Annotated in this window: 16 protein-coding genes; 6 read left to right on the forward strand and 10 right to left on the reverse strand. The window is 40.8% G+C overall.

Annotation, left to right across the window (positions count from 1 at the left end):
- Positions 1-245: 245 nt before the first annotated feature.
- Entirely contained in the window at positions 246-464 is a 219-nt protein-coding gene (locus tag ACM0OY_RS09390; RefSeq protein ID WP_414568602.1) for a hypothetical protein, read from the forward strand.
- Between the two features lie 270 nt (positions 465-734).
- Here the strand turns inward: ACM0OY_RS09390 and mazG are convergent, their stop codons facing one another.
- Both mazG and ACM0OY_RS09400 read right to left on the reverse strand, forming a co-directional pair.
- Entirely contained in the window at positions 735-1,568 is an 834-nt protein-coding gene (gene mazG, locus ACM0OY_RS09395) for a nucleoside triphosphate pyrophosphohydrolase (protein WP_414568603.1), read from the reverse strand.
- Between the two features lie 86 nt (positions 1,569-1,654).
- Positions 1,655-2,260 carry a metal-binding protein gene (locus tag ACM0OY_RS09400; RefSeq protein ID WP_414568604.1) on the reverse strand — a complete coding sequence of 202 codons (606 nt, stop codon included), beginning with the start codon at positions 2,258-2,260 and terminating at the stop codon, positions 1,655-1,657.
- A 385-nt stretch (positions 2,261-2,645) separates the two neighbouring features.
- Between ACM0OY_RS09400 and ACM0OY_RS09405 the strand changes: the two genes are divergently transcribed.
- Entirely contained in the window at positions 2,646-3,335 is a 690-nt protein-coding gene (locus ACM0OY_RS09405) for a LapA family protein (RefSeq protein WP_414568605.1), read from the forward strand.
- 19 nt (positions 3,336-3,354) lie between these two features.
- On the opposite strand, the gene ACM0OY_RS09410 is transcribed toward ACM0OY_RS09405, so the two are convergent.
- Complete coding sequence (locus ACM0OY_RS09410) at positions 3,355-3,549, reverse strand: hypothetical protein (RefSeq protein WP_414568606.1); 195 nt, start codon at positions 3,547-3,549, stop codon at positions 3,355-3,357.
- A gap of 878 nt (positions 3,550-4,427) precedes the next feature.
- On the opposite strand from ACM0OY_RS09410, the gene ACM0OY_RS09415 reads away from it, so the two are divergent.
- Complete coding sequence (locus ACM0OY_RS09415) at positions 4,428-4,973, forward strand: shikimate kinase (RefSeq protein ID WP_414568607.1); 546 nt, start codon at positions 4,428-4,430, stop codon at positions 4,971-4,973.
- 22 nt (positions 4,974-4,995) lie between these two features.
- Here the strand turns inward: ACM0OY_RS09415 and ACM0OY_RS09420 are convergent, their stop codons facing one another.
- From ACM0OY_RS09420 to ACM0OY_RS09435, 4 genes are all read right to left on the reverse strand, one after another.
- Positions 4,996-5,130: a hypothetical protein gene (locus tag ACM0OY_RS09420; protein ID WP_414568608.1), complete on the reverse strand. Its 135-nt coding sequence runs from the start codon at positions 5,128-5,130 to the stop codon at positions 4,996-4,998.
- The gene (locus ACM0OY_RS09425; protein WP_414568609.1) at positions 5,131-5,289 is read right to left on the reverse strand and encodes a hypothetical protein; all 159 of its coding nucleotides are present in this window, start codon (positions 5,287-5,289) and stop codon (positions 5,131-5,133) included.
- A 67-nt stretch (positions 5,290-5,356) separates the two neighbouring features.
- Positions 5,357-6,766: an ABC transporter substrate-binding protein gene (locus ACM0OY_RS09430; protein ID WP_414568610.1), complete on the reverse strand. Its 1,410-nt coding sequence runs from the start codon at positions 6,764-6,766 to the stop codon at positions 5,357-5,359.
- A 44-nt stretch (positions 6,767-6,810) separates the two neighbouring features.
- Positions 6,811-7,038 carry a hypothetical protein gene (locus ACM0OY_RS09435; RefSeq protein WP_414568611.1) on the reverse strand — a complete coding sequence of 76 codons (228 nt, stop codon included), beginning with the start codon at positions 7,036-7,038 and terminating at the stop codon, positions 6,811-6,813.
- A 154-nt stretch (positions 7,039-7,192) separates the two neighbouring features.
- Here ACM0OY_RS09435 and ACM0OY_RS09440 point away from each other — a divergent pair, with 154 nt between their 5' ends.
- On the forward strand, positions 7,193-7,555 hold the full coding sequence (locus ACM0OY_RS09440; protein ID WP_414568612.1) for a pentapeptide repeat-containing protein: 363 nt from the start codon (positions 7,193-7,195) through the stop codon (positions 7,553-7,555).
- A 100-nt stretch (positions 7,556-7,655) separates the two neighbouring features.
- On the forward strand, positions 7,656-8,552 hold the full coding sequence (gene argB / locus ACM0OY_RS09445) for an acetylglutamate kinase (protein WP_414568613.1): 897 nt from the start codon (positions 7,656-7,658) through the stop codon (positions 8,550-8,552).
- Between the two features lie 112 nt (positions 8,553-8,664).
- On the opposite strand, the gene ACM0OY_RS09450 is transcribed toward argB, so the two are convergent.
- A complete protein-coding gene (locus tag ACM0OY_RS09450; RefSeq protein WP_414568614.1) occupies positions 8,665-9,123 on the reverse strand; it encodes a hypothetical protein in 459 nt (152 codons plus the stop codon).
- 118 nt (positions 9,124-9,241) lie between these two features.
- Between ACM0OY_RS09450 and ACM0OY_RS09455 the strand changes: the two genes are divergently transcribed.
- Positions 9,242-9,784 (forward strand): hypothetical protein, encoded by a 543-nt coding sequence (locus tag ACM0OY_RS09455; protein ID WP_414568615.1) that lies wholly within the window; start codon positions 9,242-9,244, stop codon positions 9,782-9,784.
- Between the two features lie 224 nt (positions 9,785-10,008).
- Here the strand turns inward: ACM0OY_RS09455 and ACM0OY_RS09460 are convergent, their stop codons facing one another.
- Positions 10,009-11,136 carry a glycosyltransferase family 4 protein gene (locus ACM0OY_RS09460; RefSeq protein WP_414568616.1) on the reverse strand — a complete coding sequence of 376 codons (1,128 nt, stop codon included), beginning with the start codon at positions 11,134-11,136 and terminating at the stop codon, positions 10,009-10,011.
- 419 nt (positions 11,137-11,555) lie between these two features.
- Positions 11,556-12,785 carry a polysaccharide pyruvyl transferase family protein gene (locus tag ACM0OY_RS09465; RefSeq protein ID WP_414568617.1) on the reverse strand — a complete coding sequence of 410 codons (1,230 nt, stop codon included), beginning with the start codon at positions 12,783-12,785 and terminating at the stop codon, positions 11,556-11,558.
- Positions 12,786-12,836: the final 51 nt, after the last annotated feature.

Raw genomic sequence — 12,836 nt, forward strand, 5'->3', positions numbered from 1 at the left:
CGGGTAAAGGTTAAAGGTTTTTTCTTTCCCCCTTTCCCCTTCCCCTTTTCCCCTTCCCCTTTTCCCCAAAACCCGACAAGTATTGTTACTATTCCTAGCTTCCATGCTTTCAAAATGTCTTAACCTGTGTGACTACGGCTATAAATCAAAAATAAAGAACCCCACTCGGCATTTGAGTAAAGCAAACGCTCCCCTCCCCAAGGCATATTACGGTGTACACACAAGTCTCTTGACCTGCACCTTTGATGCATCGCCTTGCACCTTTGATGCATCGCCTTACACCTTTGATGCATCGCCTTGCACCTTTGATGCATCGCCTTACACCTTTGATGCATCGCCTTGCACCTTTGATGCATCGCCTTGCACCTTTGATGCATCGCCTTGTACCTTTGATGCATCGCCTTGCACCTTTGATGCATCGAAGAACAAAAATTAACCTTCTATGTCTTACACAACAACTCTAAAAGACTTGTGTGTACACGGTAGCCCAAGGCATCGGGGAGGGGTTGCGGGTGGGGTGTTAGGGACTTTTACAAGAGGCCTAATAGGCAGTAGGAGTTTGAGGCTGACATTTGGGGTTTTAAAGCTGGAGCTTGGGGCTTTGACCCTGGAAGTTGCGCCTTTGAACCTCGAAGCTTTTAGTTTTAAGCCTGCCTCTTCCCAATGCCCCATGACGCCACTTGCTTTAAGTCGGCAGAGCCGCCCAACGCAGTGGCTCCCCAATGCCCCATGCCCTACTCGCCACTCCCCTCTTGAGCAAGTCGAACTTTTGCCTGTTGCCACAATTTTTCTAGCTCATCCAAACTGTAATCGCTCAAGGGACGCTCAACAACTGCTTCCATTTTTTCTAACCGTTGGACAAATCGCTGATTTGTGCCTTGCAAAGCGGCGCTGGGGTCAAGGTTATGCCAACGCGCAAGTTGAATTACAGCAAATAGTAAATCACCTAATTCTGCTTGTTGTCGTGCTGGTGTTTCCTCAGCTAAAGCCTGTTGAAATTCCGCTAATTCTTCATGAAATTTATCCCAGACTCCATCAATGTTTTCCCATTCAAACCCTACATATGCCGCTTTTTGGGAAATCTTCATTGCCGCAGTTAACGGGGGAAGGGTACGTCCATAACGACTGAGTTTCGCACTGAGTTTCTGAGTTTCTGAAGAGGATTCGCCTTTTTCCGCAGCTTTGATTTGTTCCCAATTTTGCCGCACCTCATCGACGCTTTGCACTGACACATCACCAAACACATGGGGATGGCGGCGAATTAACTTTTGGGAAATGCCTTGAGTGATTTCTTTGAGGGAAAATTGCTCAGATTCGCTGGCGATTTGGGCTTGCAGTACTACTTGTAATAATAAATCGCCCAACTCTTCGGCGATCGCTTCTTTATCCCCATTCTTAATCGCGTCCACCACCTCATAAGCTTCTTCGATTACATAGGGTGTCAGCGTTTCGGGAGTTTGTGCCAAATCCCACGGACAACCACCATCAGGCGATCGCAATTTTGCTACTACCTCTATTAACTCCTCTAAGGCTGCCAAAGTCTCACTATGCTTTTGATTTGATTCCATAAGTTAAATTATCAGAATTATTGTTGACATAAATAATTAAATATGCAGTTTGAATGTCCATCCCTGCAATTAGATTGTAAAACTGATTAGGAGCGGCTTTTAGTATTTCTAGGTTTAGACTGACGCTTAGGGCGACTTGTAACTTGACGCTTTTTAATTTTGCCCTTCGGAAGTAATCCACGAATTCCCTGTTTTTGAAACCGCTTGTATGCCGAACCGCTCCAATCGCTGAGAGAATGACTCATGGCGCCGAGTTCTAAACCCAAGAAAAGAGCGACATATTCAGTATCGTAATCCAAGAGCGATCGCCCGATAGTTCCACCTAAATCCTGCAAGGTAAAACTAAAATTCCAGAGCTTTTGGGCAATTACCAAAATAAAAATTGCCAAAATAGCCAGCAAGCACCCCAGATAAATTATCCGCAGCGTCGTACCAATAATCGGCCCGTGGGATAAAAAAGACCGATGACGCAGGCTTTTTTGATAAGGTAACCAAATCCAACGCAAGAAACCCCAGCGTTGGAACTGCACAGAATAAATATCTAAATCTGGGCCAAACATTAATCCGCCGAACAGAAACCCACCCGCAACCAACAAAGTTGCATTGCTACTGCGAGTCTGCCAGAAAGTTACACCCGCCACAAACGGCAGAGCATATAGAGTAATGCGATCGTGCGTCCGACCAGAGGGCATCCTGAGTCCTGTTAGCGATAGCGGGGCGTTTAGCCCGTGCTGAATACTGAGTGATTATAAGCCAATACCATTGACTTAAGCATTTTTTTACTTCTGTGTGTATCCTCTGTCCTGTTCCACTCCAGCCATTCCTGAAGGCTAAGATGTACCAAGGTTCCTCAGTCACCTGAGTACTACTGGGCTTTCTGCTTTAATTGTTGTAAAAGAAAGATAGAGTCACCAGACCTCTTGCAAAAATAGTTCTGCAAGAGGAGGAAAGGGAAAAGGTTAAAGATCAAGGGTTTTTTCTGACCCGCTTTCCTCCTTACCCTTTTCCCCATTTCTGCAAGAAGTCTACTTTTGCCTTTTGCCTTTTGCCTTGTACCTTTTACCCTTTGCCTTTCTTATGGCTGTAATTCGCTTAATTCTATTGGTGGCGGTACTGGGGGGACTAACGCTGTTGTTAGTTCAGAATTGGTCACCTCCTCTATCCCTAGTGTTTTTAGGTCTGCGGAGTCAACCATTACCACTAGCGATATGGGTTTTGTTCAGTACTGTAACTGGTGCTTTCACATCTATATTCATTGCGACGTTGTTTAAGTTATCCAATTACTTTGCCCCTGCACAACGCCAAACTATTGACGGACGCACAGCAACTTCACCTCGTACAAAGGCAAATCGTAGAGAAGAACCTACATCTGGTCGTTCTAGTCCTCCACCACCTAGTAAAAAAGAAGAGCCTAACAACGATGTCTTTGATGATTGGGAGACAAATAGTAGTGGAGATGATTGGGATTTTGATGAAAAGCCCGAAGAAGTGCCTACCCCTAATCCTCAAACTCAACAGCCTAGAGACTCTAAAACTTACGAACGTCAATCACAACCTAAAAGCAGTTCTGGGTCTGGTTCAGTTTATTCCTATAGCTACCGTGAGCCAAAAAATACGGCAGTGGGAAAAACTGAATCAATTTACGATGCTGATTATCGAGTGATTATTCCCCCTTATCAGCCACCAACTACAAATCAAGCAGATGATGATGATTGGGGATTTTTTGAAGATGATTTTGAAGATGACGATGAACGCCCCCGGCGATGAGACGTATTAGCCTACGTCTCTACTTGATTCCACACCGCTCTCTGGACTCTTGCTTGACTTTACCAGTCATGGCAGCTTCCTGCAAAGTCATGAAAGCATTAAAATCTTCCAAGTCATAACGGGTAGTCAACAGTTGTCGGAGTTGATTTTCGGCTTCGACTGTCAAATATCCAGTCGCTAAAGCTTCTTTTACAACGTCACGAATTCGAGTCATAGTTGACGCCTCATTCATCTTACTATTTATTAATTCAGGCTTATTCAAGTGAAATATGCAGTAGTTTTTGTGTCCAAACTTCCAATTTGCAAATATTTTTCGGCTCATTACGGGTAATAAGTCATTATTTACACCTTTATTTTTAACGATTAATTGTTTAGGTCTTGTCATAACTGAATTGTTAGAAAAAATACTTTGTGTTGCTTAAAACACAGTAGATTGTATACTTAAATTCGCTTACCAAAGAGAAAATGCAGACTATTTGAATAGACAGAAATTGTTTCGATAAAGTTTCAAAGAAGTTATCTTAAATTTCCGTTAAACGTAAATATAGCTCAACAAAATTTGTTAAGCCACCTCACCAAAGTTACTAAATTCGTGAGAAGATTAACTGTTTATTGATACTGAATAATTGTTAATTTCTTTGGTTTGTTATTTTCAATACATGAATAACAGTAATAATGGCAGTTGATTCCATTCAAAAAGAAGATGAATTTATACAAGCTAAGGCTTATGTTTTGGGAATAAAGACCAAATATAGATGATTTGAAAAACCACATCTATCTGAAGAAATATTGTTGTATGACTACAGCGCAGGTTTACTGGAGTCGCACGTTTAGTTAAGGCTCGATCCTCGCTAAGCTTGTAAAAATTGGACTTCTCAAACCCCTACCCCAAGCTTTTGCGAATAGAATATTCCAATAGTTACAAAGGCGATCGCTTTTCCATTGTTGTGATATGAGAAGTGCGATCGCTTCTAACTCTAATTCTCTAAAATCTCAATTCAGTACTAAAATTAAACTCTTGTAAGACTTGTGAGGCTTTATCTGAGCCTTACGAAGCAGCTAAGATAACTCACAATTGGAGCAAAGCAACTGGTGAGCAGTTTATTACAAGGAGTCAACCTGTACTTAATTGGTATGATGGGCGTTGGTAAGACGACGGTGGGGCGCTTACTAGCAAAGCACCTGGGTTACGGGTTTGTGGATACCGATGATGTTATTGCCCAAGCAACAGGTAAATCCATCAATCAGATATTTAGCGAGGAAGGAGAAGCAGCATTTCGCCAGTTAGAAAGCGATGTCCTGTCACAGGTTTGTGCTTTTACAAACTTAACCATCGCAACTGGTGGCGGTATTGTATTGCAGCGAGAAAACTGGGGTTATCTGCACCACGGTTTAATAGTTTGGTTAGATGCGCCAGTGGAGCTAATTTACAGCCGTTTAGCTGAGGATACCACAAGACCACTGCTGCAAGATGTCGATCCTCAGGGAAAGTTGCGATCGCTCCTGGAACAACGCCAAGGACTGTACTCTCAAGCCGACCTCAAAATCACCGTGCGAGAAGGAGAAACACCCCAAGAAATTGCCACGCGAATACTTGAGGCAATTCCTAACGTTCTCAAACCACAAGTTTCTCATTAAAAATACAGCGATCGCCCTAGATTTACCAGATTTTGGTCATCTTTAACACCAATCCTGGCAATTCTGGATTGCCACTAACTGTTTCAGGATTATCCAAAATTTCAGGTTTTTGATGAGGACGATAAATATAAACCTTTCGATACTGTCGATCGATCACCTATCCTAATGATGCACCATTGTCAATGTATTCTTGTATTTTTTCTTGTAATTCTTTAAGGTGATGTCTACGACGGGCCACGCCTACGCTAGAAGAACGTAGTTCAATTACAAAGTCAGGACAAATTGGTGCGTAAGTCCTAATTTCGTAGTTCTTCAACCCCCCTATTATGATGATTTCAATTTTAGGGGTTTATGCCTCTAACTTTAAGCAAAACTTCAAGCACTTATTTATTATTCAGAGGAACAAAATCGTACCCAGTAGAAGATTTGCTACTAGGTTGCACCTTCACTAATATTGCTGTGCCGTTGCGATCGCCTGATGGGAGAAATTCGATTTTACCTGTGGCACCATAGACTGAAAAACTAGGACTATGCAACACATTTTGTAATTCATCGCGGCTTTTGCTTTGCTGCAAACCTTTAGCGATCGCCATAGTTGCATCATAAGCCGTAGCCGTTCGCCAATTAACATTTCCACCCCAAAGTTTTACAGCGTTCTGAGAAAAATCATTGTTAGGAATTGCATTAGGATGCCAAGTTACAGACAATACCATGCCATTCACATCAGCTTTTCCTACCTGTAAAGTTTGAAATGTATAAAGCGTAGGGCTAGCAAATAGTGTTAATTTTCCTTGATTTGCTGCTGCTAGTTCTAAGGCTTTATTAATTCTATCTACATGGGGCGCTAACACTAAACTATCTGCGCCACTACTAATAAATTGAGAAATTACTGCATTGGGATTAAAATTGGCAGCAAAAAGATCGCAATTTGTTAGATTAACTTTGCCACCTGCGGCTAATATGCCTTTAACAAGCTCATCTTTAAACGACTGATTATCAATGGCTTTGGAATCAGCACAAATGCCAATATTAGTTTTGCGAGCAGTTTTGACGATGTGAGTAGAAAGACTCCCAGCAACAGAGCTAATACTAGGAATAGTGCGGAATATGTGGCTGCCAATGCCAGAGAGATTTTGGGCAAAACTGGTAGGAGAGATCATAACTAAACCTCCCTGTTGATAGACTGGGGCAGCAGCAATGGAAGCATTACTGGCGTTATGTCCCACTACAGCCAGAATACTGGTATCTTTAACAAACTGCGTTGCCAGCTGTTGAGCTAAACTGGGGTCGTTGTCATCACTGGCGATCGCTACCTGCAAAAGCTTACCATTAATACCCTCAGTCCGATTGATCCGATCTTGAGCTTGAGCCACACCACGCAAAATCTCTTTGGCGACATCTAGATTGCCACCAATTGGCACACTAACTGCGATTTTGAGATATTTACTCTTGTCTCCTTGGGAATTATTTAAATAAATTAACGTCTCTGGATCGTTGCGGTCTTTGAGCAGGGATGCTTTAAAATTATTTGCAGCACTGGTAAAGTCGCCCTTAGCAAAAGCTTGCACTCCTGCTTCTTTATCAGAGTTAGTATTAGCAGTAACTAAAATTTTTTTACCTAAACTGATTCGCTCTGATGTTGAACCTCTAGTTCCTTGACTTTTATTCTCTGGCGCTAAAGAAATTATATTTTTTCCAAATAATTGATTCCACAACCAAAAGCCAAAGCCCAGTAAAAAGGTGGTGGACAGTAGAGACAAAATTAGAAGCTTAGTTTCCTTCTGAGAATTCATAGGTTAATTAACAATAAATGATAATATTAGTGTGAAGCCGGTATCTACCATTCATCTATATCTACCTGTTCGCAACCTTGTTCAATCCCTTCGCGCATCAACTGAATATCATTTGGTGATATTCTACCCGCAAAATTTAATAATTGTTTACTTGGAACACCATGAATTTGCGAACTTACTAAAGTTCGAGCAAACTCCAGCACTCGATATTGCAAGTCTTCAGGCATAACTTTTAATTCTTCAATTAGCCGATCAAAAATCGGTGTATCCATGTTTATCCTGATAATTTTCGACTGTGGTTGCTAGTCCTTCTTTTACAGATTTTCACATTTCTGATACAGATAATAAGTAAATATTTTCCTTAATAGCCTTTGTGGGATTGACTCTAAAGCTTGAAGTTTTACTGCTGTGTGACCAAAGAATTCAATGGATATTGAAGAGTTTTTCAGTCGTTTAGATGCTGGGGAAAAGGATTTTTCAAGAGTCGATCTTAGAGGTGCAGTCCTAAGGGAAGTTGACTTGTCTGGCATTAATCTCAGTGGTGCTAATTTGAGTGGGGCAATCCTCTGTAAAACTAAGCTATGGGGTGCTGATTTAAGAGACGCTAATTTGAGTGGTGCTGATTTACGTGGTGCTGATTTGAGAGTTACTCGTATGGAGGGCGTCAATCTTGAAAATGCTAATTTCTTGAAAGTTAACTGGCGCGGCGCAGAAAAGTATGGGGCTTATTTCTACAATACAGTTATGCCAGATGGTGAACTCGTAACTGAACCAAACAGCTATGAATGATCGCTACAAACATATTCGACTTTGGCATCAGAGATTGTGACGAGTTACAAAGTCTTCTACACTGACAGAAATAGGTTTTAATTTTCAATGGCGGCTCCTCATGACGGTCAACGATTCTGAATACATCAGGCAAGCTGAAGCCACTCGTGTGCGTGTACTAAGCGAAGCACTACCTTATATTCAACAATTTGCTGGTCGCACTGTTGTTGTCAAATATGGTGGCGCAGCCATGAAAGACAGCACACTCAAAGACAAAGTTATCCGCGATATTGTATTCTTATCCTGCGTGGGCTTGCGTCCAATTGTAGTACACGGTGGTGGCCCAGAAATTAACAGTTGGTTGGATAAGCTGGGCATCGAACCACAATTTAAGAATGGTCTGCGAGTCACTGATGCCCCCACAATGGATGTGGTGGAAATGGTTTTAGTTGGTCGAGTTAACAAAGAAATTGTGGCGTTAATTAACCAAGCTGGTGGATTGGCTGTAGGACTTTGCGGTAAAGACGGTAATCTATTTACAGCCCGTCCCCAAGGTCAAGAAGACATCGGTTTTGTGGGGGAAGTCAGCAATGTGAATATCAAGATTTTGGACACCCTGGCTAGCAATGGCTATATTCCTGTGGTATCCAGCGTTGCCGCAGACGAAACAGGGCAAGCTTATAACATTAACGCCGATACTGTAGCTGGAGAAATCGCTGCTGCACTAGGAGCAGAAAAGTTAATTTTACTCACTGACACCAGTGGAATTTTAAAAGATTACAAAGACCAGTCAACCTTAATTCCTAAAGTAGATATTCGCGAAGCTCGTGAACTGATTGCTGGTGGTATAGTCAGCGGCGGCATGATTCCTAAAGTCAATTGTTGCGTGCGATCGCTTGCTCAAGGAGTACGTGCAGCACACATCATCGACGGCCGCATTCCCCACGCCCTACTATTAGAAATCTTTACTGATGTTGGGATTGGGACAATGATTCTCGGTTCGCAATTTACGTCATAAGAGTACTGTTAGCGATAGCAGGGCGTTTAGCCCGTTAAAAGTAGAGACGCGATTAATCGCGTCTACAAGAGTTAGGAGTTATTTTCTCCCCCTGCTCCCCCCACTCCTCACTCTACCGAGGATAGGTAATAATAACCCGCGATCGCCCGTCGCTAAATGGTGTACGACGCCATGAGTTATTGATAATCACCGGATTAACTAGTGTTGAGTCGCGAATTGTAGGATTAACCAAAGTTGGATTAATTAAAGTCGAATTTCTCACCCTATGTCTGACCCCAGGATAGGAATAATTGTAGTAATCAGTGCGTTGTGGTGTTAATCCTGTTGCTGGATCTACAGGCATGGGTGTGGGAATCGGACTACCATAAATGAAGGAACCAACAGTAGGCGATCGCCTAATTCCAGAGCCACTATCAATTATAATTATCTCGGCGGATGCTGGAGCGATGGCAGCGCTCATCACTGCCAGAGATATGCCTGCTCCTAGCCAATACAATTGTGAATGCTTGATTTTCAGCATATTTTGATAACTTGTATTTGATACCGGACTTTTTAACGAGAAAATAGCCATAGCTACTTAGTTAAAATTTTAGAAGTTTATCTAGTTTCAGGTTGTCAGCTTGTGAAAAGATTTTAAAAAGATTGCTGGCATTGGCAAAATAAAAATAGTGGTAATTTGTGAGCAGAACGTGAGTGCAGAAAGTATAGAAATTGCTAAAACCCGCTACCAGACTGGAAAAGTTGCCTTTGAAAATGGGCAATATCGCGAAGCTGTAGAAAATTTAGAAAAAGCCAGCGCCCTATTAGCTCGCAATTCTCGTCTTGGGGGTGAAGTCGAAATTAGCCTGGTGACTGCTTATGAAGCGGCTGGACGCACAGATGATGCGATCGCTCTTTGCGAAAGACTCAAACGACACCCACATTTTGAAACTAGCAAACAAGCGCGGCGGATGCTTTACATCTTAAAAGCACCAAAACTCAAAAGACCTAGCGAGTGGATGACTCAAATCCCGGATTTGGGCGCACTACCCGATAACGAACTCAAAATTACTGTAGCTGCTAAGTCTCCTAAATCTCCTCAACAGCAGAAGCCAAAACTGACTGAGCGAGAATTCGTTGACCTCAGTCAAGTCAATACCAAAGATAATCGCTTTATCTGGGTAGCGTTAATTGCAATTGGTTTAACTATTTTGTATTTGGTTTGGTTGAGTGTTTTTGCAGCGCCTGTTTGATCCCCTACTCACCACCGATATTATTACTCCAGATTGTGATTTTAACGCTTTTGCAAATCTGTTAGCTGCACCAGATTTGTTTAGTTGATGCCCTGAACTTTAATGGCATTCTTTTTCGATATACAGCAGATTTCAAGGAAAGCGAGGTACATTATCTAGTCTTGAAATTTAGGTCGATACGTATTCTAATTCTAAATTCTGCTGTATCAGGTACAGCTAAATTTTTACAGACAATGATGGTATACATCAGCTGTCATTTTCGCAATGTAGCCCCAATTATAGTATTGAGCTAACTCGAAATTGTGCTGCCCCATCAACAATAGCTCATGCTGCTTTTCTAAAGCGGAATTCATGGCTTTCGTTAAGCCATTTTCATCATCGATTTGGTATAAAAATGCCCCTTGATCGTCAAGCACTTCTCCAATACAACCTTTGCGCGGTGCTATGCAGGCTCTACCAAAAGACATTGCTAAAATTACCGCACCTGATGTCAAAATATCTCGATATGGAAAGATAACTACATCACAAGCATTCATATAAACTTGAACTTCATCGTCTGGAACGAAGCCTGGGAAGAATTTGATTCTTGGATCGTTAGCAATCTTTTCCTTCAGCGTATCTGTGATTTCTTGACTATCATTGTAAACTCTACCCGCAATGACTAGCTGAATGTTATCACTCTTGTCACTATATAGTTTACTAAATGTATCTATAAGTTCAAATACTCCTTTGTAGGGACGAATAGTACCAAGGAAGAGAAAAACAAGACTAGAATCTTCTAAACCTAAACTTTTTCGCGCAGTTTCTTTTTCAATCTTATTTTCGTAACAGTCTATGTAATTTCCATGTGGAACAACAAAGATTTTATCTGTATTTTTTAGAGAAAATTCTTTGATAATCTCTTCTTTTGCTATTTGGCAATGAGCAATTATAGCATTAGCTAACCTAGCTACGGTAATGCTATAAATCCGATCTAAAATTAAGTATTTATTTTCATGATTCTTGATGTTATGTACAGTCCAAATAATTTTTATGCCAATCAACTTCAGAATAATTAACTCAGAGATAATTATAACAAATTTAATTATATTAACAAATTGATTTTTTGAACGTACAAAGAATGGGTGTAACCATTGCAAATGTACTATATTTGCTTTTTGTGGGAAAATTACTGTAGATAAAAAGAAGGTTCTTGAAGAAGAAGTTTCAGGTAATACTAATTCAATACCCACATTTTTTAGATTATCTATTAGCTGTTTGATATAAGGGTTATTATCGTTTACTATAGGTAAAAAAATAGATTTTATATGCTCTATTTTGGACGTTATTTTAATAAGTTCTGTTGGTGTCATGTTGATTTTATCTCACAGTTGATATAAATAAATATGCTTACCTAAGCAAACACTGTAATGTGTCACATTCATAATAATAATTATATATTTTTACCGTTAATAAACAACTCTATTTTCAATCAAATCAATCAAAATGTTAACCATAAAATCTTACAGTTTTTGCATATCTGAATCAAGAGCCAGGGAAGCAGAGAGTTAGGACAAATAAAGGCTAAGAATTGAATAGCTTCCCTGGGAAAAGTTTTTAACCTGCCTGAATTTATTGATGGATTAAAAAGGAAAATTAGCTTCGGGATTGCAAAGCAGAGAGAAACAATAATTTCTGATTTTAAACCCTGGATTTTACTATGGGGTTTACCCTCTGCTCTCCATCTCAAGAGGTTTCTGTTTTGATAACTAATTGGCAAGGCTTGGAACTTCTATTTTAAAATCTCCAAAATCATATCAAAGTTAGTGGCTGCTGCCTGCTTAACTTTTGGTAGTACTTGATTTAGTTGACTAGCTACTTCGTGACGTTTATTCCAACAGTTAACGATCGCTTCACAAGCTACATCAGCATTGAGAAACTGTTGAATTGAAATCAGTACTCCATTATTATGCAATGCTTCGGAACCGAAAAGATCCGTCATAATCCCCTCTGCTTTGACTGAATAACCGACTGGCATAGTACAGATACCACTTGAAAGCCCAGCGATCGCCGGATGCATTCTTTCGGCTACAACCATGTCGCAGGCTCCAATTAAGCCTTTAAACTCTGAGGCTGTGTGATCTGCACCCGCAAGTCGAACATCCCGATTGTAGTCAAGGGCTTTTAACAATTGTGTGGCAAAGATGCGATCGTCGTTATTGGCGTTGATTTCTTGAACGTGAGGAATAATCAATACCTGCGCCTGAAATTCGTTAACCATTAGCTTGACTACCTGACACCAGACATTAATATGGTTGTCGTAATCTTGACCTGCATAACGGCAAATAGCCTGACTAGGTGCGATCGCAATTTTAGGTCTATCTAGGTCAACACCATAGTTTGTGAGAATTTTAGCTACAATCTCTGAAGACGGTGGTCTCAACAAAAAAGCTGGATCGGCAGTGTGTTTCACCAGTGAAGGGTCTAAGCCTAAATCTTTAGTCACATATTTGTAAGAAAGTTGTTCCCGAACGGTAACGAATTTAGAACGACGAGCGACTTTCAACCAAGCATCCACTTCATTCTGAGTTTTGAATGGTCCAATTGATTGAGCTAGAAAGACAACGGGTACACCAGCATCCAACGCTAAATTTAATGGTAATAAATGTCGATTCAATCTCCCATAATCAGAACTGAATACATCTCCTCCTGAAGCAATCACAATTGATGCTTGACGTATTTTTTTTACATTCGATTGGTAGTCAGTTGATAAGGGTCTATAAAACTGAGAAAGAATGTTACGTAACTTGTGCAGCCGTGTTCTATTAGCATTTCTCAGATAATCTTTAATTGCCTTTGAGCCAAAAACCTCTAGCCGGATTTCGTCATAATCAGGTGAATCAGTCAACACATCTATACCTAAATTAGGCTGACGCTCTAGTAACTGTTGAATAGTAGGAATGACTAATGCTTCAACACCTCTATTACGTAACCCAGTAACTCCTGTAATAATTGCGTTCATGATGATTTCTACCCTTTGGTTATTTTTCTAGTAAAGATAAAGCGTTGCAAT

Source organism: Nostoc sp. CCY 9925 (assembly GCF_963920935.1).
GTDB lineage: Bacteria > Cyanobacteriota > Cyanobacteriia > Cyanobacteriales > Nostocaceae > Nostoc.

What these genes read in the sequence shown, in the direction of transcription:
- ACM0OY_RS09440 (WP_414568612.1), top strand. Translation starts at nt 7,193, where the DNA reads ATGGATATTGAAGAGTTTTTCAGTCGTTTAGATGCTGGGGAAAAGGAT.
- ACM0OY_RS09435 (WP_414568611.1), bottom strand. Translation starts at nt 7,038, where the DNA reads ATGGATACACCGATTTTTGATCGGCTAATTGAAGAATTAAAAGTTATG.
- ACM0OY_RS09450 (WP_414568614.1), bottom strand. Translation starts at nt 9,123, where the DNA reads ATGGCTATTTTCTCGTTAAAAAGTCCGGTATCAAATACAAGTTATCAA.
- ACM0OY_RS09405 (WP_414568605.1), top strand. Translation starts at nt 2,646, where the DNA reads ATGGCTGTAATTCGCTTAATTCTATTGGTGGCGGTACTGGGGGGACTA.
- ACM0OY_RS09410 (WP_414568606.1), bottom strand. Translation starts at nt 3,549, where the DNA reads ATGACTCGAATTCGTGACGTTGTAAAAGAAGCTTTAGCGACTGGATAT.
- ACM0OY_RS09430 (WP_414568610.1), bottom strand. Translation starts at nt 6,766, where the DNA reads ATGAATTCTCAGAAGGAAACTAAGCTTCTAATTTTGTCTCTACTGTCC.
- ACM0OY_RS09460 (WP_414568616.1), bottom strand. Translation starts at nt 11,136, where the DNA reads ATGACACCAACAGAACTTATTAAAATAACGTCCAAAATAGAGCATATA.
- ACM0OY_RS09400 (WP_414568604.1), bottom strand. Translation starts at nt 2,260, where the DNA reads ATGCCCTCTGGTCGGACGCACGATCGCATTACTCTATATGCTCTGCCG.
- ACM0OY_RS09465 (WP_414568617.1), bottom strand. Translation starts at nt 12,785, where the DNA reads ATGAACGCAATTATTACAGGAGTTACTGGGTTACGTAATAGAGGTGTT.
- mazG (WP_414568603.1), bottom strand. Translation starts at nt 1,568, where the DNA reads ATGGAATCAAATCAAAAGCATAGTGAGACTTTGGCAGCCTTAGAGGAG.
- argB (WP_414568613.1), top strand. Translation starts at nt 7,656, where the DNA reads ATGACGGTCAACGATTCTGAATACATCAGGCAAGCTGAAGCCACTCGT.
- ACM0OY_RS09390 (WP_414568602.1), top strand. Translation starts at nt 246, where the DNA reads ATGCATCGCCTTGCACCTTTGATGCATCGCCTTACACCTTTGATGCAT.